19 protein-coding genes and 1 pseudogene are annotated in these 20,137 nt (G+C 68.4%); 15 read left to right on the forward strand and 5 right to left on the reverse strand.

Translation table 11 applies throughout. The annotated features are described in order from the left end of the window. Positions 1–101 precede the first annotated feature (101 nt). Together ETP66_RS01560 and ETP66_RS12345 are read left to right on the forward strand one after the other, a co-directional pair. Positions 102–1,412: a dipeptidase gene (locus ETP66_RS01560; protein WP_130839976.1), complete on the forward strand. Its 1,311-nt coding sequence runs from the start codon at positions 102–104 to the stop codon at positions 1,410–1,412. A 3-nt stretch (positions 1,413–1,415) separates the two neighbouring features. Then, complete coding sequence (locus ETP66_RS12345; protein ID WP_130839978.1) at positions 1,416–2,342, forward strand: bile acid:sodium symporter; 927 nt, start codon at positions 1,416–1,418, stop codon at positions 2,340–2,342. On the opposite strand, the gene ETP66_RS01570 is transcribed toward ETP66_RS12345, so the two are convergent. Together ETP66_RS01570 and ETP66_RS01575 are read right to left on the reverse strand one after the other, a co-directional pair. Continuing rightward, the gene (locus ETP66_RS01570) at positions 2,339–3,070 is read right to left on the reverse strand and encodes a 2-phosphosulfolactate phosphatase (protein ID WP_130839979.1); all 732 of its coding nucleotides are present in this window, start codon (positions 3,068–3,070) and stop codon (positions 2,339–2,341) included. The two genes, ETP66_RS12345 and ETP66_RS01570, sit on opposite strands and share 4 nt — an antisense overlap. Before the next feature lie 12 nt (positions 3,071–3,082). Further along, positions 3,083–3,733: a Crp/Fnr family transcriptional regulator gene (locus ETP66_RS01575; protein WP_130839981.1), complete on the reverse strand. Its 651-nt coding sequence runs from the start codon at positions 3,731–3,733 to the stop codon at positions 3,083–3,085. 48 nt (positions 3,734–3,781) lie between these two features. On the opposite strand from ETP66_RS01575, the gene ETP66_RS01580 reads away from it, so the two are divergent. The 4 genes from ETP66_RS01580 (at position 3,782) to ETP66_RS01595 (ending at position 7,061) form a co-directional block, all read left to right on the forward strand. Then, complete coding sequence (locus ETP66_RS01580; protein WP_130839983.1) at positions 3,782–4,411, forward strand: ABC transporter ATP-binding protein; 630 nt, start codon at positions 3,782–3,784, stop codon at positions 4,409–4,411. A gap of 32 nt (positions 4,412–4,443) precedes the next feature. Then, positions 4,444–5,151 (forward strand): phosphorylase family protein, encoded by a 708-nt coding sequence (locus ETP66_RS01585; protein ID WP_130839985.1) that lies wholly within the window; start codon positions 4,444–4,446, stop codon positions 5,149–5,151. Between the two features lie 2 nt (positions 5,152–5,153). Next, positions 5,154–5,966, forward strand: a complete 813-nt coding sequence (locus tag ETP66_RS01590) for an enoyl-CoA hydratase/isomerase family protein (RefSeq protein WP_130839987.1) — start codon at positions 5,154–5,156, stop codon at positions 5,964–5,966. Positions 5,967–6,188: 222 nt separating this feature from the next. Continuing rightward, the gene (locus tag ETP66_RS01595) at positions 6,189–7,061 is read left to right on the forward strand and encodes an HD domain-containing protein (RefSeq protein WP_130839989.1); all 873 of its coding nucleotides are present in this window, start codon (positions 6,189–6,191) and stop codon (positions 7,059–7,061) included. A 10-nt stretch (positions 7,062–7,071) separates the two neighbouring features. Here ETP66_RS01595 and ETP66_RS01600 read toward each other — a convergent pair whose 3' ends face one another. Next, positions 7,072–8,025 carry an MBL fold metallo-hydrolase gene (locus tag ETP66_RS01600; RefSeq protein WP_130839991.1) on the reverse strand — a complete coding sequence of 318 codons (954 nt, stop codon included), beginning with the start codon at positions 8,023–8,025 and terminating at the stop codon, positions 7,072–7,074. After that, positions 8,022–8,918, reverse strand: a complete 897-nt coding sequence (locus tag ETP66_RS01605) for a phosphohexomutase domain-containing protein (RefSeq protein WP_130839992.1) — start codon at positions 8,916–8,918, stop codon at positions 8,022–8,024. The genes ETP66_RS01600 and ETP66_RS01605 overlap by 4 nt, the downstream gene beginning before the upstream one ends. Positions 8,919–8,952: 34 nt before the next feature. On the opposite strand from ETP66_RS01605, the gene ETP66_RS01610 reads away from it, so the two are divergent. Together ETP66_RS01610 and ETP66_RS01615 are read left to right on the forward strand one after the other, a co-directional pair. Beyond that, positions 8,953–11,040, forward strand: a complete 2,088-nt coding sequence (locus tag ETP66_RS01610; RefSeq protein WP_130839994.1) for an ATP-dependent helicase — start codon at positions 8,953–8,955, stop codon at positions 11,038–11,040. A gap of 8 nt (positions 11,041–11,048) precedes the next feature. After that, positions 11,049–11,762: a hypothetical protein gene (locus ETP66_RS01615; RefSeq protein ID WP_130839996.1), complete on the forward strand. Its 714-nt coding sequence runs from the start codon at positions 11,049–11,051 to the stop codon at positions 11,760–11,762. 68 nt (positions 11,763–11,830) lie between these two features. On the opposite strand, the gene ETP66_RS01620 is transcribed toward ETP66_RS01615, so the two are convergent. Then, positions 11,831–13,540, reverse strand: coding sequence for a tetratricopeptide repeat protein (locus ETP66_RS01620; RefSeq protein WP_161569057.1), 1,710 nt, complete (start codon positions 13,538–13,540; stop codon positions 11,831–11,833). A gap of 1,129 nt (positions 13,541–14,669) precedes the next feature. Between ETP66_RS01620 and ETP66_RS12350 the strand changes: the two genes are divergently transcribed. The 7 genes and pseudogenes from ETP66_RS12350 (at position 14,670) to ETP66_RS01645 (ending at position 20,036) form a co-directional block, all read left to right on the forward strand. Continuing rightward, positions 14,670–15,206: a S8 family serine peptidase gene (locus ETP66_RS12350; RefSeq protein WP_430731871.1), complete on the forward strand. Its 537-nt coding sequence runs from the start codon at positions 14,670–14,672 to the stop codon at positions 15,204–15,206. Then, on the forward strand, positions 15,140–16,186 hold the full coding sequence (locus ETP66_RS11970; RefSeq protein WP_201738442.1) for a S8 family peptidase: 1,047 nt from the start codon (positions 15,140–15,142) through the stop codon (positions 16,184–16,186). The genes ETP66_RS12350 and ETP66_RS11970 overlap by 67 nt, the downstream gene beginning before the upstream one ends. Positions 16,187–16,207: 21 nt before the next feature. Next, positions 16,208–16,873: pseudogene (locus tag ETP66_RS12525) on the forward strand (alpha/beta hydrolase); the annotation flags it as partial. Between the two features lie 24 nt (positions 16,874–16,897). Next, the gene (locus ETP66_RS12080) at positions 16,898–17,887 is read left to right on the forward strand and encodes a hypothetical protein (protein WP_236630068.1); all 990 of its coding nucleotides are present in this window, start codon (positions 16,898–16,900) and stop codon (positions 17,885–17,887) included. A gap of 83 nt (positions 17,888–17,970) precedes the next feature. Then, complete coding sequence (locus ETP66_RS01635; protein WP_130840002.1) at positions 17,971–18,435, forward strand: S-ribosylhomocysteine lyase; 465 nt, start codon at positions 17,971–17,973, stop codon at positions 18,433–18,435. Then, positions 18,432–19,097, forward strand: a complete 666-nt coding sequence (gene mtnN / locus ETP66_RS01640; protein WP_130840004.1) for a 5'-methylthioadenosine/S-adenosylhomocysteine nucleosidase — start codon at positions 18,432–18,434, stop codon at positions 19,095–19,097. The genes ETP66_RS01635 and mtnN overlap by 4 nt, the downstream gene beginning before the upstream one ends. A gap of 15 nt (positions 19,098–19,112) precedes the next feature. Beyond that, positions 19,113–20,036, forward strand: a complete 924-nt coding sequence (locus ETP66_RS01645) for a ribose-phosphate diphosphokinase (protein ID WP_130840005.1) — start codon at positions 19,113–19,115, stop codon at positions 20,034–20,036. Positions 20,037–20,137: the final 101 nt, after the last annotated feature.

Here is a 20,137-nt window from a genome sequence, read left to right on the forward strand (position 1 = left end):
CTCGAGGCCCTGCAGGCCCGCTTCCAGGCCGAGGTGGCCCGGCTCAGGCTCCTCCTCCTGGAGGAAGGCCGGGCCCTTCCGGAAGGGAGTAGCATGGGGGCGTGAGCGCCTTAGAGCCCCTTCTGGAGTTCCTCACCATCCCCTCCGTGTCCACCGACCCGGCCCACCGGGAGGATGTCCGCAAGGCGGCCCTGTGGCTGGCGGAGAAGCTCGGGACCCTGGGCTTCCGCACCGAGCTCCACGAAACCCCCCTGCACCCCATCCTCTACGCGGAGCGTGTCCTGGACCCTGAGGCCCCCACGGTCCTGGTCTACGGCCACTACGACGTCCAGCCCCCAGACCCCCTGGAGCTCTGGGAAACCCCCCCCTTCAGCCCCGCGGTGCGGGAGGGCCGCCTCTACGCCCGGGGGGCTTCGGACGACAAGGGTCAGCTTTGGGCCCACGTGGCCGCCCTCGAGGGCCTTTCCGCCCGGGTGAACGTGAAGTTCCTGGTGGAGGGGGAGGAGGAGATCGGAAGCCCGAACCTCCTTCCCTTCGTCCGGGTGAACCGGGAGAAGCTAAAGGCCGACGTGGTCCTCATCTCCGACGGGGCCATGTTCGCCCCCCACACCCCCACCCTCACCTATGGCCTGAGGGGCCTCTGCTACCTGGAGGTGCGCCTCAAGGGGGCCAGGCGGGACCTCCACTCCGGGGCCTTCGGCGGGGTGGCCCCGAACCCCATCCAGGCCCTGGGCTGGCTCCTGGCCAGGCTGAAGGACGAGGGGACGGGCCGGATCCTCATCCCCGGCTTCTACGAGCGGGTGCGCCCCCTGTCCGCGGAGGAGCGCCGCCTCTGGCCCCCCCTGGACGAGGCGTCCCTGAGGGCGGAGCTCGGGGTGGAGACCCTGCCCGGGGAGGAGGGCTACACCCCCTTGGAAAGGCTCTGGGCCCGGCCCACCCTGGACGCGAACGGCGTCTGGGGCGGGTACCAGGGGGAGGGTTCCAAGACGGTGATCCCCGCCGAGGCGGGGATGAAGCTTTCCATGCGCCTGGTGCCGGACCAGGACCCGGAGGAGGTGGCGGCCCAGGTGGAGGCCTACCTGCAGCAGGCCTGCCCCCCGGGCTACCGCCTGGAGGTCCGCCGCCTCCACGGGGGCAGGCCCGTCCTCACCGACCCCCATAGCCCTCCCATGCGCCTCATGGCGAAGGCCCTGGAGGAGGTCTGGGGCCGGCCCCCGGTCTACGCCCGGGAGGGGGGGACGATCCCCGTGGTGGCGGAGCTCCAGGAGGCCCTGGGGGCCCCCATCGTCCTCCTGGGCCTGGGCCTTCCCGACGACAACCTCCACGCCCCCAACGAGAAGCTGGACCTGGTGAACCTGGAGAAGGGGATCGCCGCCATAAGGCGCTTTCACGAGCTCCTGGCGGGGGGCTAGGGCTTGGCGGCCCTGGAGCGCTACCAGCTTCCCCTCTACCTCGGGGCGGCCCTTCTGGGGGCGGGGGTTGGGTTTTGGGCCCCCGGGCTCGCCCCCTGGGGGGAGGCCCTCCTTTGGCCTGCCCTGGCGGCCCTCCTCTTCGCCACCTTCCTCCAGGTGCCCCTCCTGGCCCTGCGCCGGGCGTTCCGCGACCGGGCCTTCCTCCTGGCGGGGCTTGTGGGCAACTTCCTCCTCATCCCCCTTTTGGTCTTCGGCCTCCTTCCCCTCCTGCCCCCCGATCCGGGCCTGCGCCTGGGGGTGGCCCTGGTCCTCCTCGTGCCCTGCACCGACTGGTTTTTGGCCTTCGCCCACCTGGGCCGGGGGGATGTGGCCCGGGCCCTGATCCTCACCCCCCTGAACCTCTTTCTCCAGCTCCTTCTTCTCCCCTTCTACCTCCTCCTCCTCCTGGGGGGAGGTGGGGGCGGTGTGCCTGCCCGCTCCCTGCTGGAGGCGGCTCTTGTGGTCCTCCTGCCCCTCTTCCTCGCCCTCTTCCTCCAGGCCCGCTCCTTGGGGCCCGCCCTGGCCGCCCGGACCGCCTCCTGGCCGGTGCCCCTTTTGGCCCTGGTGGTCTTCCTGGTGGCCTTGGGGCACGCGGGCTACCTCCCAGGGCTTCGGGCCCACCTGGGGAGCCTCCTGGCCCTCTTCGCCCTCTACCTCCTCCTGGCCCTGGGCCTGGCCTGGGCCCTGGCCCGCCTCTTCCGCCTCGAGGCCAGGGCGGGGCGGACGCTGGCCTTCAGCCTGGGCACCCGCAACTCCTTTCTGGTCCTCCCCCTGGCCCTGGCCCTGCCGGAGGGGATGGGGCTTGCCCCCCTGGCCATCGTCCTCCAGGCCCTGGTGGAACTTTTGGGCATGGGCGCCGCGGTGCGGTTGGTGCCCCGGCTTTTCCCCTAGCCCCCCTGCCCGGGGTGGGCCCGCCGGAAGATGAGGGCCTCCCCCACCCGGCCGGTGAGGAGGGGCACGGTGGCGCTTCTGGCCACCTGGGCGGCGAAGGGGACGTCGGCCTCGAGGCCCACCGCCCTCAGGGCCTGGGCGGCGGCGGAGAGGGCGAGGGCCTCCAGGGGGTCCTGGTAGGAGCGTTTCACGGAGAGGGCGATCCGGGCCCCGTCCTCGGGCTCCACCTCCCCCAGGAGGCCCAGGTACTCCGCCAAGACCCCGGCGGCGTAGAGGTCGTCCAGGCCCGCCCGCCCCTCCTTGCCCGCGCAGAGGATGGCCACCTCCTCCGAGGCCAGCTCCCGGGCCAGGCGGGCGGCGGCGTGGGCGTTGTAGAGGGAAGCCAGGAGGACGTGCTTGGCCGTCCTGGCCGCGGCGTGGGCCGCCTTGGTGCCGTTGGTGGTGCTCAGGACCACCACCTTGCCCCCCACGGGGGCCTCCAGGGCCTCCCGGGGGGAGTTCCCCAGGTCGAAGCCGGGGGGCTTGAGCCCCCCCACCTCCCCCGCCAGGAGCACATCCCGGTCCTTGAAGGCCCGGGCGGCCTCCAGGCCCGCCACCAGGTACAGGGCCTCCGCCCCCGCCTCCAGAAGGCAGCAGGCGGTGGTGGTGGCCCGGATCACGTCCACCACCAGGACCACGTCGGGGTAGGGCAGGGCCTCCCCGGGCAGGACGTCCACCCTCAAGCGCACGGCACACCCCCTTCAGGCCAGGCCGAAGGCCACTTCCTCCAAGAGCTTTGCGTCGGCAACCTCCACCTCCCCGGGGGCCAGGCGCAAGACCCCCTGATCCTTGAGCTGGTGCAGGACCCGGGTCACGGTTTCCCGGCTGGCCCCGGCCAGGGCCGCCAGGTCCTGGTGGCGCAGGCGCAGCCTGGGTCCGTACCCCTGGCGCAGGAGCTTGAGGAGAGCGTAGGCCACGCGGCTTTGCGCCTCCTCAAAGGCCAGGAGGTCCAGCTCCAGGTTGGCCTCCCGCAGGCGGTGGGCCAGGATGCGGGCCAGGTTGTGGGCAACGAGGGGCAGGCGGCGGATGAGCCCCAGGTAGGGCTCCCGGTACAGGGCGAGGAGGAGGGTGTCCTCCTCGGCCACGGCGCTGGCGCTCCTTTCCGAGGCGTCCAGGAGGCTCATCTCCCCGAAGACCCCCCCGGGGCCCAGGAAGCCCAGGGTCTTCTCCTGCCCTCCCAGATGGGTGCGGTAGAGCCGCACCCGGCCCCACTCCACCAGGTAAAGGCTCTGGCCCAGATCCCCCTGGTGGAAGATGGGCTTGCCCCGGGGGTAGGCGAGGGGCGTGAAGTAGGAGCGGGCCAGCCGGGCCTCCTCCAAGTTGAGGTCCAGGAAGAGGGGGCTTCCGGACATCGGCCTTACTCTAACCGAACCTTCATCTTCTGCCTAGAGCATGGGAGGGTGAGCCCGGTTCTCGAGGCTCGGGACCTGGGGTTTGCCTACGGGAACGGCCCCCTCTTCCGGGGGTTGGCCCTGGGGTTGTTCCCGAGGGGGAGCCTGGCCGTCTTGGGGCCTTCGGGAAGCGGCAAGACCACCCTGCTCCACCTCCTTGCGGGCCTCCTGCCCTTGCAGGAGGGGGAGGTGTACTGGGAAGGGGAGCCCATCCGTCCCTGGCCCGAGTCCCTCCGGGCCCGGAGGCGGCTCCGCTTTCTGGGCCTCGTCTTTCAGCACCACTTCCTTTTCCCCGAGCTCACCGCCCTGGAAAACGTCCTGGCCCCCGGCTACCTGGCGGGCCGGGTGGACCGGGCCTGGGGCCTTTGGCTCCTGGAGCGGCTTGGCCTCGGGGAGCGGGCCCACTTCCTTCCCCAAAGGCTCTCCGGCGGGGAGCGGCAGCGGGTGGCGGTGGCTAGGGCCCTTTACCTCCGGCCCAGGCTCCTCCTGGCGGACGAGCCCACCGCCAGCCTGGACCGCCGCCAGGCCCGGGAGGTGCTCGGCCTCATGCGGGAGCTCTGCCAGGAGGTGGGGGCGGCCCTGGTCCTGGCCACCCACGACGAGGGTTTGGTGGAGGGCTTCCCGGTCCTGAGGCTTTAGCCCCCGTCCCCGAGGGATTATGATTGGGCGGTATGAGTCCCATCCACGTGCGGGGCGAACCAGGAGACGTGGCGGAAAGGGTGCTCCTGCCGGGGGATCCGGGCCGGGCGGAGTGGATCGCCAAGACCTTTTTGCAGGATCCCCGCCTCTACACCTCCCACCGCGGCCTCCTGGGCTTCACAGGCCGCTACCGGGGGGTGCCGGTTTCCGTGCAGGCCACGGGCATGGGGGCCCCCTCGGCCAGCATCGTGGCCGAGGAGCTGGTGGGCCTGGGAGCCCGGGTCCTCCTGCGGGTGGGCACCTGCGGGGCGGTGGACGGGGCCTTGGCCCCGGGGGACCTGGTCATCGCCCAGGGGGCGGTGCCCCTGGACGGGGCCACGCGGCAGTACCTGGAGGGCCGCCCCTACGCCCCCGTGCCCGACCCCGAACTCTTCCGGGCCCTGTGGGCCAAGGCCGAGGCCAAGGGTTACCCCCACCACGTGGGCCTGGTGGCCACGGAGGACGCCTTCTACGCCACCACCCCGGAGAGCGCCCAGGGCTGGGCCCGCTTCGGGGTGCTGGCCTTTGAGATGGAGGCCAGCGCCCTTTTCCTCCTGGGCCGGATACGGGGGGTGCGGGCGGGGGCCATCCTTGCGGTGTCCAACCGCATCGGCGATCCTGCGCTGGCCCCACAGGAGGTGCTAGGGGAGGGGGTTCGGCGTATGGTGGAGGTGGCCCTCGAGGCCCTTTTGGAGGTGTAGCCATGGAAGAGCACAAGCACGAGTTTGTCCTGGAAATCCCGGAGTTCGCCCACCTTGCCTATGAGGTGGAGGAGGGCCTCGCCCTGGTGACCCTGAAGCGCCCGGAGGCCCTGAACGCCCTCTCCCAGGACCTCCTGCAGGAGCTCGCCGAGGTGGCCGAGGTCATCGCCCAAGACCCCGAGGTCCGGGCGGTTATCTTCGCCGGGGAGGGGAAGGCCTTCGCCGCCGGGGCGGACCTGAAGGAGATCGCCGCCCTCAAGGACCCCTTCGCCGCCCGGGAGTACGCCCTTTTGGGGCAGCAGGTCTTCGCGGAGATCGCCGCCCTGCCCGTTCCCACCATCGCCGCCATCCACGGCTACGCCCTGGGGGGCGGGCTGGAGCTGGCCCTGGCCTGCGACCTCCGCGTGGCCGCCAAGGGGGCCAAGCTGGGCCTGCCCGAGGTGGGCCTGGGCCTCATCCCCGGCTTCGGGGGCACCCAGAGGCTGCCCCGGCTCATCGGGCGGGGGCGGGCTTTGGACCTGATCCTCACCGGGCGGCACGTGCCCGCGGAGGAGGCCCTGGCCCTGGGTCTGGTGAACCGGCTGGGGGAGGACGCCCTGGAGGAGGCCAAAAAGCTCGCCCGGCAGATCCTCAAGAACGCCCCCGTTGCCCTGGCCCTGGCCAAGGAGAGCGTGGTGCGGGGAGAGGGGCTGGACCTGGCGGAGGCCCTGGAGATCGAGGCCGACCTCTTCGGCTACGCCGCAGCCACCGAGGACATGCGGGAGGGGGTGCGGGCCTTTTTGGAAAAGCGCCCCCCTGGCTTCCGGGGCGAGTAACGCCACCCCCCGCGGACGAAGTCCGCGGGGGGGCCCCAGCAAAGGGGCGCCCGAGGCTCCCACCAGGAGAAGGGAGCCAAGGGTTCGGCGGAAAGGGGTAGAGCCCCACCCTCTGGCCTCAGGGCTTCGGGGAACCTCCCGGGGCGCGACCATAGGGGAAGCCCTTTGAGGGCAGGCTTCCCCCTCTTCTCACTCCGGGATGGTGTAAGGTAAGGGTTGCCCATGACCGGGGAGCGCGTGGTCCATGTCGCCAGCCCCAAGGCCAAGCTTTACGCGGAGGCCGACCAGGCCATCCGTGAGCGCCTCAAACCCTTCCCCAAAGCCTTAAAGGCCTATGAGCTCCTCATCCAAGACCCCGAGGCCCGCGCTGGCTGGAACATGGCCAACTACCTCACCATGCGCAAGCTGGGCTACAACGACCACGGCCGGGTTCACGCCCTTCTCACGGGGGCGGCCAGCGTGGCCATCCTCTCCCTCTTGGCCGAGGCCGGGGTGCGGCTGGACACGGTGGACTCGGGGGCGGGGGAGCTGGAGGACGCCTACGCGGTGGTCCTCCTCTCGGCCATGCTCCACGACCTGGGCAACGGGGTCCACCGGGACCACCACGAGGCCTTCGGGGTCACCCTGGCCCTGCCCATCCTGAACCGCATCTTGGAGAAGATCTACCCGGATCCCGAGCAGCGCACCGCTCTCAGGGCCCTCATCCTCCACGGCATCTACAGCCATGACCTCAGCCCGGAGCCCCTCACCATCGAGGCCGGCGTCACCGCCGTGGCCGACGGCACCGACATCACCAAGGGCCGGGGCAGGAAGGCCTTCGCCCTGGGGAGCATCGACATCCACTCCATCAGCGCCTTGGCCGTGGACGAGGTGCGGATCCTGCGGGGGGAGAAGGTGCCCGTGGAGATCCAGGTGACCCTGAACAACTCCGCGGGCATCTTCCAGGTGGAGGAGACCCTCACCAAGAAGGTTCTGCGGAGCCCTCTGCGGCCCTATGTGAGCGTGGTGGCCGTGGCCGAGGGGAACGGTGGGGACCAACGGATCGTCCACCGGGTGCGCTTGCACGAGAGGGAGGACCGCTTCGTGCTGGACTGAGCCCCAGGCCTCATCTCCGGAAGTAGCGGTAGGGGGGGCCTTCCCGCCCCACCTCCCCCTCCTGGCGCAGGTACTCCAGGTGGGCCAGGGTCTCCGCGAAGGCGAAGCGCCTGCCGGCGGCGTCCAGCTCCTGGGGGAAGAGCCTCAGGGAGAGCTCCCAGGCGGTCCTGGGGGCTTCCAGGTGGGCGAGTAGGGCCAGAAGGCGCGCCTCGTGGTGGGCGATGAGCTCATGGGCCCTCTTCGCCACCTCGCCGATGGGCCCGAAGTGCCCCGCATGGGCCACTTCCGCGGGGACTTCCGCCAGGCGCTTGAGGGAGGAGAGGAAGTCCCTGAGGGGGTTTTCCCGGGTGTAGGCCCAGAGGCCCACGTTGGGGGAGACCCGCTCCAGGAGGGCGTCTCCCGCCAGCAAGGCCCCCTCGTCCTCCAGCAAGAAGGCCACGTGCCCGTCCGCGTGCCCCGGGGTCCAGAGCGCCTTGAGGCGCCGGCCCGCCACCTCCAGGACCTCCCCGTCCCTCAGGGGTATGGGGTGCCTTGGGGGGTGGACCCTTTCCCGGGTCTTGGTCATGGCCTCCCGGATGCCCAGGAGGGCAGCCTCGGGGGTGCCGTGCTCCCGGAAGAGCCGCCAGGAGGCTTCCTCAAAGGCCTCGGGCGCCACCCAGAAGCGGTGGCCCCGGGGGAGTTCCTCCTCGTGTAGGTAGACCCTTGCCCCAAGCCCCTCGAAGAACCCCGCCAGGCCGTAGTGGTCGGGGTGATGGTGGGTGAGGAGGATGGCCTTCACATCCTGGAAGCAGAGGCCGAGCTCCGCCAGGTAGAGCTCCAGGGCCCCCCGGGCGGTGCGCGTGCCCAGGGCGGTGTCCACCAGGGCCACCTCCCCTCCGCCCTTCAGGAGGTAGAGGTTCACCGTCTTAAGGGGGTAGGGGATGGGGACGGGGAGGAGGTAGAGCCCGGGGAGGAGCTCCCTCATAGGAGCACCTTCAGGAGGAGGAGGGCGGCCAGGAAGGGATCCCGTTCCTTGAGGTGCCAGGGGAAGAGGTACCCCCCTTCCCCGTCCGCCTCCACCTCGAGGCCCCCCAGGGCCTCCTGCAGGCGGGCCAAGGCCTCCTGGGGAGGGAGCACCTCCCCCCCGGGGAGGATCACGGCCAGGCGGTCCCCGTCCCCGTCCAGGGCGAAGCCCGCCGCCGGGGGCTCCTGGGCTCGCAGCAAGGCCAGAAGGGTGCCGAGGTTCTCCGGCCTGGGGTCCGGGTCCACCCCGTAGAACAGGGGGTGGGGGAGGGGGTGGAGCTCCCGGAGCTCCACCTGCAGGCCCAGGAGCTTGCAGGCTTGGGGCATCACCCCACCCCCCGCCCCCCCCAGGGTGTCCAGGTAGACCACGCCCTTCTTCTCCTTGGCCCCTTCCCCGGCGCTTTGCGCCAGGCGTTCCAGGTAGGCCTTTTTCAGGTCCAGGGGCTGGAAGCTCCCCCGGGCCTCGGGCGCCCTTTCGGAAAGGGGAAGGTCCTGAGGGGCGAGGGGCAGGCCCGGCCCCAGGCGGAGCCTCACCCCCTGGTAGCGGGCGGGCCTGCGGCCTGCGGTGAGGTAGAAGCCCGCGGCCTCCCGTTCCTCCAGGGCGAAGCCGAAAAGGGGGAGGGGGGTGGGTCCTCGGAGCAGGTGGGTTTCCAAGCCCAGGCCAGCGAGCACCCCCGCGGCCTCCTCCGCCATCTCCTTCGCCAGGAAGCGGGCGTCGTGGGCCACCACCGCCCGCCTTAGCCCTTCCGCCCGCACCCTCTCCCCAAAGCCCGCGGCCAGCCGGGCCACCTGGGCGAAGGTGAAGCCCCGGGCGATCTCCCCCAGGAAGCCCTCTTGCGTGGGGTAGAGCTCCATGCCCTAAAGTCTACCCCGTGGTACACTCTCCCCCGTGGACGACGAGCTCCTCCACTCCCTGAACGAGGCCCAGCGCCAGGCGGTCCTGCACTTTGAGGGCCCGGCCCTGGTGGTGGCGGGGGCGGGCAGCGGCAAGACCCGCACCGTGGTCCACCGGGTGGCCTACCTCATCGCCCAGAGGGGCGTCTTCCCTTCGGAGATCCTGGCGGTCACCTTCACCAACAAGGCCGCGGAGGAGATGCGGGAGCGCCTGAGGCGCATGGTGCGGGGGGCGGGGGAGCTTTGGGTTTCCACCTTCCATGCCGCCGCCCTGCGCCTCCTCAGGGTCTACGGGGAGCGGGTGGGCCTGAAGCCTGGCTTCGTGGTCTACGACGAGGACGACCAGACGGCCCTCCTCAAGGAGGTCCTGAAGGAGCTGGGCCTTGCCGCGCGCCCCGGGCCCATCAAGGCCCTCCTGGACCGGGCCAAGAACCGGGGGGAAGCGCCGGAAACCCTCCTGCAGGACCTCCCCGAGTACTACGGGGGCCTGAGCCGGGGGCGGCTTCTGGAGGTGGTGCGGCGCTACGGGGAGGCCCTCAGGGCCCAGGGGGCCCTGGACTTCGGGGACATCCTCCTCTACGCCCTGCGCCTTCTGGAAGGGGACGGGGAGGTCTTGCGGCGGGTGCGGCGGCGGGCCCGCTTCATCCACGTGGACGAGTACCAGGACACGAGCCCCGTGCAGTACCGCCTCACCAAGCTCCTGGCGGGGGAGGAGGCCAACCTCATGGCCGTGGGGGATCCGGACCAGGGCATCTACTCCTTCCGCGCCGCGGACATCAAGAACATCCTGGAGTTCACCCGGGACTTCCCCGGGGCCAAGGTGTACCGCCTCGAGGAGAACTACCGCTCCACCGAGGCCATTCTCCGCTTCGCCAACGCCGTCATCGCCAGGAACGCCCTGCGGCTGGAGAAGACCCTGAGGGCGGTGAGGCCCGGGGGGGAGCCGGTGCGCCTCTACCGGGCCAGGGACGCCCGGGACGAGGCCCGCTTCGTGGCGGAGGAGATCCAGCGCCTGGGCCCCCCCTTTGACCGGGTGGCGGTCCTCTACCGCACCAACGCGCAAAGCCGCCTCCTGGAGCAGGCCCTGGCCTCTAGGGGCATCGGGGCGCGGGTGGTGGGGGGCGTGGGCTTCTTCGAGCGGGCGGAGGTGAAAGACCTCCTGGCCTACGCCCGCCTCGCCCTGAACCCCCTGGACGGGGTGAGCCTCAAGCGGGTGCTGAACACCCCTCCCCGGGGCATCGGCCCGGCCACGGTGGAAAAGCTCACCCGCATTGCCCAGGAAAGGGGGCTTCCCCTCTACGAGGCCCTGAGGGTGGGGGCGGAAGCCCTCCCCCGGCCCGAGCCCCTCCGCCACTTCCTGGCCCTGATGGAGGAGCTAGGGGACCTGGCCTTTGGCCCGGCGGAAGGGTTTTTCCGCCACCTCCTCGAGGCCACGGACTACCCCGCCTATCTGAAGGAGGCCTACCCCGAGGACCTCGAGGACCGCCTGGAGAACGTGGAGGAGCTCCTCCGGGCCGCCCGGGAGGCCGAGGGGCTCGTGGAGTTCCTGGACAAGGTGGCCCTCACCGCCAGGGCGGAGGAGCCCGCGGAGGCGGGGGGCAGGGTGGCCCTCATGACCCTGCACAACGCCAAGGGCCTGGAGTTCCCCGTGGTCTTCCTGGTGGGGGTGGAGGAGGGGCTTTTGCCCCACCGCTCCTCGGCGAGCACCCTGGAGGGCCTGGAGGAGGAGCGCCGCCTCTTCTACGTGGGCCTGACCCGGGCCCAGGAAAGGCTTTACCTCTCCCACGCGGAGGAGCGGGAGGTCTACGGGCGCAGCGAATCCGCCCGGCCGAGCCGCTTCCTGGAAGAGGTGGAGGAGGGCCTCTACCAGGAGTACGACCCCTACCGGGAAAGGCCCCCAAGGCCCGCTCCCCCCACCCACAAGCCCAAGCCCGGGGCCTATAGGGGGGGGGAGAAGGTGGTCCACCCCCGCTTCGGCCCGGGCACGGTGGTGGCGGCCAGCGGGGACGAGGTCACGGTGCACTTCGAGGGGGTGGGCCTGAAGCGCCTCTCCCTCCGGTACGCGGACCTCCGCCCCGCCTGAGGTGGCCCATGCGGCCGGAGTACCACAAAACCCGCCCCTTGGTCCTCCTCCACCGCGGGCCCTCCCCCTTCTTCGACCGCCTGGTGGCGGAGGTGGTCGGCCTGCGGCTTCCCCTCTTCCCCTACCCCGTGGAGGCGGAGGATCCCTGGAAGGCCCTGCCCTGTCTGGCCCCCCTGGGCCTGGCGGGGATGGTCCTGGCCGAGGCCCTACCTCCCCCGGAGGCGGTGCGCCTGGAACCCGAGGCCCAGGCGGCGGGCCTGGTGGACCTCCTGGTTCCCGGGGCCGGGGGCCTCGCCGGGCAGTACGCGGAAGGGGTGGCCCTGGAGCGCCTCCTTGCGAGCCACTTCCCCGGGGCCCGGGCCCTCTGGCTCGGCCCCCTGCGCCCCGCCCTTGCCCCCTTCCTCCGGCCCCTGACCCAGGTCTCCGTGGCCGCGGGGAGCTTCGCCGAGGGGGAGGGCTTCCTCGCGCATCTGCCCGGACGGGCCCGGGGGCACGTGGCCCTGAGGCGGGAGGAGGTGGCGGCCCTGGCCCTCAAGGCCGACCTCCTCCTCTACGCTGGGGGGTGGCTTTCCCCGGAGTACCTGCAGCCCTTCCACGCCCTTCTGGCCCTGGTCCCCGTGGACCCCGCGGTCTACGGGCGGGTGCACGGGGTCTACCCCCCGGAGGACCTCCTGGCCTTCCGGGTGCGGGCGGTCCTGGAGGCCCTCGGCTACCCTCTCTGACCCCACTCTGCGCTGATGGAATCGACGTTCGGTGGCATTACCGGACCCTGGTTTGGGACGGGGCTGCCTCAAGCCCCTAGGAGTTGCTCCAAGCGTCTCTTTTGTAGATGGGCAAAGCGCTTCTGCCCGACCTCCTCATAAAGGCTTATGAGGTGCTCACGTGCCCCTATGTCCAAGGGGCTTTTCATGACGAGATCCTCCATGTACTGTAAGGCCCGGCCTGTCTCTTGCTCTACCAGGTATCTCAGTCGCCGCTCCCGCTGTGCCTCCAATATCATAGCCTCATCGACCAGGATGTCCTGGAGCTCCGGCAGCACAGGGAGGGAAAGTTCATGGAAATCCTCCAGCTCTTCTATCCGGGTGAGGTCTGTGTTTGCTGGGTAGGCGAGCGAGAGGAAGCCTCCTTTCCCTTCGATCACTCTCGCTCCTACCAGGCGATGGATGTGATACAGAGCGGTGGACAGACTCCCCAGGGGGTTATCCGCTTCAGGCCAAAGCCTTTCCGCCAGAGCTGCTCGGGGTTGCGGCTTCTCCCCTAGCACCAGCAGGACTAGGAGTGCAGCTGCCTTCCGTGTGGGGAAGTCCTTCAAGAGGTACCTTTTACCCGCGAAGACTATACGAAGAGTGCCCATTCCGTAGAGCTTCAAGGGGAATAGCCTGCGCAGTCGAGCCTCCTTGTTGGCGAGGGGAAGTACCTTCTTTGCTATGTCAGGATCAAAGCCGAGAGACCCAAACCCCTCCTGTTCCAGGAGAGGTAAGGCTTCGCTGAACCGACCCTGGAGCAGCAAGGAAGCAGTTAGTTCAAAAAGAGCTCCTTGGGCACGTGCCTCTGCCTCCAGAGCGTAAGGATCCACGCTGCCGAGCAAGGCCAGCTCTAAGTTCCGCCTGAGGCTGGGAGGCAGCTTTCGCAACTCCTGCTCGGCCTTCTCCCTATCCCCCTTGTAGCGGGCAAAGCGGGCGGAGAGGAGCGTGTATTCCTGTTCCAGCTCCCAGCTTCCCTCGAGGCTGTGAGCCTTTTCCAAAAGCGCTTGACCCTGCTCCAGCTCCCCTTGCAGTAAGTGCAGCCAGGCCCGGTTGAGCTGGAGGTAGCCCCGGGCTCGGGTTTCTCCCACCTCTTCACCTGCAAGAATCGTGGCCTTGGCCTTATCGAGGTTTCCTTGCAGCAGATAAACCTCCGCCAGGTTGCTCAGGATCAGGCCGGTAGGCCTGCCTCGTTCCGCGAGCAGCCGTAAGGCTTCCCGATACCGGGCTTCCGCCGCTCGAAGGCGGCCTTGGCTGTGGAGAGCAAGGGCCAGGAGGTGCAGGCTCTCGGCTTCCCCTTCGGAGTAGCCTAGAAGGCGAAAGGTACCCACCGCTTCGCTTAGGTAGCTCTGCGCTTCCTGCCAAGCCCCTTGGGATAGGTACACCCCCCCGAGGTTGTGGGCGGCCTTGCCCCGGACCAAGCTCCTCTTGTTGCTTAGACGGAAGGCTTCTTCCCAAGCTCCCCTGGCTCCCTCCGGTCCCTGAACCTGCAGTTGCACCAGCCCCAGTTCAAACCAAGCCTTGGCTCGGTAGGCCTCGGTCTCGGCCGCCCGCTGAAGCCAGATCTCGGCCAGGTCCAGATGCCCTTGTTGCCGCGCGGCTCTCCCGGTGAGGAGCAGGGAGGCTGGGTGCTCGCGAAGGGCTTCGGGCAGGGAGGCGAGGAGCCGCCGAAGGGATGGGAGATCCAAGGCCTCCTCCCGAGCAGCTGCTAGCACCAAGGCTTCTTCGGCAAGTCCCGAACCCAGTAGGAGTTCCAAGGCTGGCACCAGGGTCTGGGAATGGGCTTCTAGGAGGGCCGTGGCCAGCTGCCGGGCCTCCGCAGGTGGTAAGGAAGGCCAAAGAATAAGGCGCAGCAAACGGGGTACGGCTAGGCCGGGCCCGTGCCCTACCAGAAGCCCCCTGTCCCAGAGGAGGTGGACTTCTTCTTCAGTAAGGCCTAGCTTGGGCCAAAGCGCGGGGAGAAGAAGGGGTACCCGGGCTGCCTTGACCAGGGCGGGCCGAAACTCCTCGAGGATCTGCCCCAGGATGAGGGCCTGAGCTTGGGGATGGGTGTGCAGAGGATAAACCTTAAGGGTCCTGACCAACTCCAGGGCGAGGGGCCAGCCTTCTCCTTCCTCATAGGTCCGGGCTCGTAGGTCTTCTGGCAGGCCAGTGAGAAACCGGTGCCATGAAGCCTGGTCCAGGGTCAAGTCCGCTTCAGCGAAGAAGAGGGCACCTTCGCGAAGCAAGCGGGGTGCCTCCTTTAGTAGCTCTACCCGTCTATGGGGTAGCCAGAGGGCAGGTGGCTTCAGCTTCTTCAGGTCTGATCCTGAGGGCACACCCTTGCCTTGGGCCCAGGCTAGAAGTCCCCCCGCGTATCCCCATCCTACCGGAGCAACCACCCAGGCTGTCCCCCTTTCCGCCATCCGGTCTAGTTTGGCTAGGGCCGCTGGGGGTAAGGGCAGGTTTGATGTACTTTTGAGGTCCATGATCTATCGTATGACCGTAAGTGAGGCCAGTACCGACCGTGTCGGAGGAGGTGTGTGGATGCGGATTCGCAGCTTCTTGCCCTTGGTTTTAGCTGTGACCATAGGCCTTTTGTACGGCTGCGGCCAGCGCTTTGCCCAGCTGCCTTCTGACAGCGTTCCCACCCCTGATCAACCGTCTACGTCTGATCCTCCTCTGGTAGGCCCCCCCGGTCCGGGTACCCCCCTGACAGCGTGCCGAGCCCTTTACGACCAACCCCCTGCCCAGCCTGTGGTAGAGGAGGATCTGCCTTATGGGCAGGTTGCTACTCTTATTCTTTCCTTCGCCCAGGACGCAGTCAAGGCGAGGGCCATCAACTGGATGGAAACCCACCTTTCCCTTCGGCTTGGGCAAAACCTGGGGTCCTTTGAGAACCTCCCTATGGTGGCTGCACACCTTCCTGTGACCCGGGAGGTGGTAGAGGGCTTGGTGCAGGGCTTAGCCCCCTTGGGGCTACTTTCCATCTACGCTGACCGTCAACTGGAATATTTCCTCAAGGAGAGCAGCCCCTTCATTGGAGCTCCCCAGGCCCGGGAAGCCTTCGGGGTCACGGGAAAGGGGGTTGGCGTAGGGGTTCTTGACAGCGGCATAGACGGTCTTCACCAGGACTTCGACCCCCGGGTGAACCTTGGGCGGAACGTGAAACTCGTGGGTTCCGTTCTGGAAAGTCCTTTGGGCGGCGTCCTCTGGATGGACCTTCCCAACACTGACACCACCAGCGGGCATGGGACCCATGTGGCCTCCACTATCGCCGGCTTGGGCCGGGGGTCGTGTAAGGATTTATGTGTAAGGGTNGCCGGGCTTCCCTTAACCAGAACAAGTACATTGGTATTGCTCCAGAAGCTACTCTGGTGGGAGTGGGAGCTGGGGATGCTCTCTTCATTCTCTACGCCCTCCAGGGATTTGACTTCCTTCTGAGGCCGGAGATCCGGGAGCGTTACAACCTCCGGATCATCTCCAACTCGTGGGGATCGAGCGGACGTTTCGCTCCCTACCACCCTATTTCCCTGGCTACCAAGCGCGCCTACGATCTCGGGATCGTTGTCGTCTTCGCCGCTGGGAATAGCGGTCCGAACCCGGATACCCTTAACCCCTACTCCGCTTCCCCGTGCGCTATCTCTGTAGCCGCTGGCGACAAGAGCGGTAACCTTGCCAGATTTTCTAGCCGGGGCATTCCTGGAGATCCCTTTCACCATCCCGACATTACCGCTCCCGGGGTGAATATCGTTGCTGCTAGGGCCTCGACCTGTTCTCTCTGCGCCCTGGACACGAGAACGCCCACGGGGGATCCGCAGAATGCCCTGTTTTATACCACTATGAGCGGCACCTCCATGGCTACCCCTCACGTTTCTGGGACCATCGCCCTTATGTTGGAAGCCAACCCCGGGCTCACCCTTGAGGATATTCTGGCTATTTTCCAAGATACTGCCCGCAAGATGTACGACCAGGACGGAAGGGAGATGGACCTGTGGGAAGTGGGCTACGGGTATCTGGATGCTTATGCTGCTGTGCAGGAGGCTGTCCGGCGCAACCCCAGCCGGTTTGTCCTGGAAACCATTCCTCTTGAAACCTGGACGGGCACGGTGCAGCCAGCTGTATGCCTTATCGACTGCGTTGTGAATGCCCGTCACGAAAAGGAGATTCAGGTCCCTTCTGGGCTCAGCGCCTTACGGGTCCGCGTAAGTTGGGGTAATCCCCTCTACGATCTAGATCTATACGTCTACGACCCCGACGGGAATCTAGCTGCCTCTTCCACCCAGGGCGTGTCTGTGAGCGAAGAGGTAGCCGTGCCTAACCCTAGGCCGGGGACCTGGAAAGCAGAGGTGCGGGGTTACCTTAACCTGACCACCACCTACCAAGGGCAGGCGGAGGGCGAACGCCTTAACCGTCGCCCATAGGAGAAGTGGGGTAGCGGAACCATGGAGCGAAGCTGGCTGGTTGGGCTGTTGGGTCTTGCTTTAGGGATCCTGGGCCTCGGGGGTTGCGGGGGCACGGGCTCTTTTCCCCAGGGCCCGGAGTCTAGGCTTTCCCCGCCGGGAAACCTTCCAGCCCGGGGCGCAGCCTATCAATCGGTTACTGTCCCTTCCTTCGATGGCACTTCCATAGCGTTTACCCTGTTCCAGCCTTCCCTTCAGGCTGGGGAGAAGGCTCCCCTTATCCTTCACGGGCATGGCTTCGGCGGGCACCGTATCCGCTCGCCTCAGGATACCTCTACCGATCACCCTGTCATCGGCGAAGTGGTTTTACGGGCTTGGAGATCCGGGTATTATGTTATCAGTTTTGACCAGCGGGGTTTCGGAGACTCCGGGGGCTATGTCCGGGTCATGGATCCGGACGTGGAGGTGCGGGATGTCCAGGCCTTGCTGGATTGGGCCCAGGCTAACTTGCGCCTGGCCTACCGAGGGGACAGGCCCCTAATAGGCACCTTCGGTGCTAGTTACGGAGGAGGGTTCCAGCTCCTAACAGCTGCCCGTGACCCCCGCATCGTGGCCATGGTGCCCATGGTTACCTGGTACGACCTGCCTTACAGCCTGGCGCCGGGGAATGTGGTGAAGACCGCTTGGAGTTCTTTGCTCCTTCTTGGCGGTACCCTAGGCAGCGGGGGGCGTATGGATCCCTACCTGTATGAGAACTACATCCGTGGACTCCTCAGCGGCGGCTTGGCTCCAGAGGCCCGGGCCTTTTTTCACTACCGCTCCCTGGCGTACTTTTGCGAGCACGGGGGGCCTTACCCTACAGACGCCTTGGTTATCCAGGGCATGCGGGATACGCTGTTCAACCTCAACGAGGGCTCCTGGATAGCCCATTGCCTGGCCCAAAAAGGCGGGGATGTGCGCCTTCTAACCGTTCAAGGGGGGCATGTTTTGCCCTACCTTCAGGCACCTGCTGGCGGAGTGAATTGCGGTCCTGTTGGCCAAGAAGATCCTGCCGAAATAGTTTTGGCCTGGTTCGACGAGAAGCTCAAGGGAAAAGCAGGAAGGGCTGCCGGGATTCCCCGCTTGTGTTTGTCCCTAGACCACGAAGAAGCCCTTATCGCAGAGCGTTTGGAGGTCCCACGGGGGGGCGTGGAGCACGAGGTTCCTCCAACTTGGCTCCTGCCTCTCCAGGGGCTTTCCGGGCTGGGCGATGCCGCTTTAAGGCTTTTGGAAAGCCTATTGCGCCCGGTTTCCTCTCCTCTCCTCCCTTACTTGAACCCTGCCCTTGGGTTGCTGGAACGGGGGATAAGTAGCTTTACCGGGGCCCTAGCAGGGCCCGCCTTCGTGCCCCTGAAGACCTTCCACGAGGAGGCTATTCTGGCAGGGATACCCCTTTTCCAGCTGGAGGTCCGAGGCGTGTTGGAGGTGAGCAATCCTGTTGTCTTCGTGGGAGTGGGCGTCTGGAGGTCCGACGGACGCATGGAGATCGTAGATGAGCAAGTTTATCCCCTCAAGGGTTTTGGGGTACACGTCGGGGAGCTGGTCGGAGTCGGGGCAAGGCTCACTCCGGGGGATACCTTGGGCTTGGTCCTTTTCGGCCTCCAGGAACAGTTTCTGCTCCATGGGAACCGGACGCCCTTTACCGCCCGAGTGCAAGGCAGGGTGTACTTGCCGTACAAGTAGCGGTAAGCGGATGGCTTGGAACCCGGGATGGACTGTCGCCCTTTCTGAGGTCTTAGGGAGGCTTTCTGTGGTGTAATGGGGCCATGGCCGAGGTGGAGAGCTTCGCCCTGGACCACACCAAGGTGCAGGCCCCCTATGTGCGCCTGGCGGGGAGGAAGCCCGTGGGGAGCGGGGTGGTGGAGAAGTACGACCTGCGCCTGGCCCAGCCCAACCGGGAGGCCATTCCCACCGCCAGCCTCCACACCCTGGAGCACCTCCTGGCGGGCTACCTGCGGGACCACCTGGAGGGGGTCATCGACCTCTCCCCCATGGGCTGCCGCACGGGGTTTTATCTGGTGGTGGAAGGCTCCCTGGAGGAGGAGAGGGTCCTGGTGGCCTTGGAGCGGGCCCTGCGGGACGTCCTCCTCCACGAGGGGCCCGTGCCGGGGGCGGGCCTCCGGGAGTGCGGCAACTACCGGGACCACGACCTCGAGGGGGCCCGGGCCTGGGCGGAGCGGGTCCTCCGGGAAGGCCTCAGGGTCCAGCCCACCGTCCCCCTACGGCCGTGACCGCCTTCTTTGCCGCCGAGCCCGAGGAGGCGGAGGCCCTAAAGGAGGCCCTGGGGGCCCGGGAGGCCCTGGAGGCCCCCTTCCCCCTCTACCGGGGGGCGGGGGTCTTGGTGGCGGAAACCGGGGTGGGGAAGGTGGCGGCGGCCTCGGCGGTGGCCCACGTCCTCGCCCGCTTCCCCCCCCGGGAGAGCTTCTTCCTGGGGGTGGCGGGGGCCCTGGACCCGGGTCTGAAGGCCCTGGACCTCCTCCTGGCGGAGGGGGCGGTGCAGTGGGACGTGGACCTCACCCCCTTCGGCCGGAAGCCGGGGGAGACCGCCTTCGGGCTGGGCCTCTTCCCCTCGGACCCCCACCTCCTGGCCCGGGCGGAAGGGGCGGCCCGGGCCCTGGGCCTTCCCTTCCGGCGGGGGGTGGTGGCCACGGGGGACCGCTTCCTGGCGGACGGGAAGGAGGCGGAGAGGCTTAGGGCCCTCTTCGGGGCCCAGGCGGTGGAGATGGAGGGGGCGGCGGCCCTCATGGTGGCCTGGCGCTACCGCCACCCCATGGCCCTGGTGCGGGCCGTCACCGACGGGGCGGGGGCGGGGGCGGCTTGGGACTTCCAGGCCTTTTTGCGGGAGGCCTCGAGGCGGCTCGGCCTCCTCGCCCGGGAGCTTTCCCTATACTGAGGAAGGGACCGTCCTATGGAAATCAAGCTCTTCACCGGGAACGCCCACCCGGACCTGGCCCGCAGGGTGGCGGAGGCCCTGGGGGTGCCCCTGGGGAGGGCCACCGTGGACCGCTTCCCCGACGGGGAGGTGCGGGTGCGCCTCCTGGAGAGCGTGCGGGGGGACGATGTGTACCTCATCCAGCCCACCAGCCCCCCGGTGAACGACCACCTGATGGAGCTCCTCCTCCTGGCGGACGCCGCGAGGCGGAGCTCCGCCGGGCGCATCAACGCCGTCGTCCCCTACTTCGGCTACGCCCGCCAGGACAAGCAGACCGAGGGCCGCGAGCCGGTGAGCGCCAAGCTGGTGGCGAACCTCCTGGAGGCGGTGGGGGTCCACCGGGTCATCGCCATCGACCTCCACGCCCCCCAGATCCAGGGCTTCTTCGACATCCCCGTGGACCACCTCTCCGCGGTGCGCCTCTTCGCCCGCTACCTCAAGGAGCGGGGCCTCACGGAGGAGGCCGTGGTGGTCTCCCCCGACGCGGGCCGGGCGGAGGAGGCCAGGCGCCTGGCGGAGAGGCTGGGCCTGCCCCTGGCCATGCTGGCCAAAAGGCGGCACGGGCCCAAGGAGACCTCCGTGACCTACGTGATCGGGGACGTGGCGGGCCTGCGGCCCCTGCTCATCGACGACATCGTCTCCACCGGGGGCACGATCCGGCGGGGGGTGGAGGCCCTCCTCGGGGCCGGGGCCCTGCCCGAGGTGGTGGTCCTGGCCACCCACCCGGTTCTGGTGGGGGAGGCCCGGGAGAACCTGGCCCACCCGGCCATCCGCGAGGTGGTCTTCACCGACACCATCCCCCTGGCGGATGGGGGGTACACCGTCCTCTCCACCGCCGAGCTGCTGGCCCAGGCCATCCAGCACGTGCACACCAACCGCTCGGTGAGCGCCCTGATCTGATGCCCGGGCCCCCGCTGGGGGGAGGGGGCGACGGGCTTTGCGGAAAGAGGCCAGGGGGGGCCCAGGGCGTCCGGGCTTGGGGGCGCGGCGGCCTTCGCGGT

It is taken from the genome of Thermus thermamylovorans (genome assembly GCF_004307015.1).
In the GTDB taxonomy this organism is placed as follows: Bacteria; Deinococcota; Deinococci; order Deinococcales; family Thermaceae; genus Thermus; species Thermus thermamylovorans.

What these genes read in the sequence shown, in the direction of transcription:
- ETP66_RS01595 (WP_130839989.1), top strand. Translation starts at nt 6,189, where the DNA reads ATGACCGGGGAGCGCGTGGTCCATGTCGCCAGCCCCAAGGCCAAGCTT.
- ETP66_RS01575 (WP_130839981.1), bottom strand. Translation starts at nt 3,733, where the DNA reads ATGTCCGGAAGCCCCCTCTTCCTGGACCTCAACTTGGAGGAGGCCCGG.
- ETP66_RS01645 (WP_130840005.1), top strand. Translation starts at nt 19,113, where the DNA reads ATGGAAATCAAGCTCTTCACCGGGAACGCCCACCCGGACCTGGCCCGC.
- ETP66_RS01585 (WP_130839985.1), top strand. Translation starts at nt 4,444, where the DNA reads ATGAGTCCCATCCACGTGCGGGGCGAACCAGGAGACGTGGCGGAAAGG.
- ETP66_RS01615 (WP_130839996.1), top strand. Translation starts at nt 11,049, where the DNA reads ATGCGGCCGGAGTACCACAAAACCCGCCCCTTGGTCCTCCTCCACCGC.
- ETP66_RS01635 (WP_130840002.1), top strand. Translation starts at nt 17,971, where the DNA reads ATGGCCGAGGTGGAGAGCTTCGCCCTGGACCACACCAAGGTGCAGGCC.
- ETP66_RS01590 (WP_130839987.1), top strand. Translation starts at nt 5,154, where the DNA reads ATGGAAGAGCACAAGCACGAGTTTGTCCTGGAAATCCCGGAGTTCGCC.
- ETP66_RS01600 (WP_130839991.1), bottom strand. Translation starts at nt 8,025, where the DNA reads ATGAGGGAGCTCCTCCCCGGGCTCTACCTCCTCCCCGTCCCCATCCCC.
- ETP66_RS01605 (WP_130839992.1), bottom strand. Translation starts at nt 8,918, where the DNA reads ATGGAGCTCTACCCCACGCAAGAGGGCTTCCTGGGGGAGATCGCCCGG.
- ETP66_RS12080 (WP_236630068.1), top strand. Translation starts at nt 16,898, where the DNA reads ATGGATCCCTACCTGTATGAGAACTACATCCGTGGACTCCTCAGCGGC.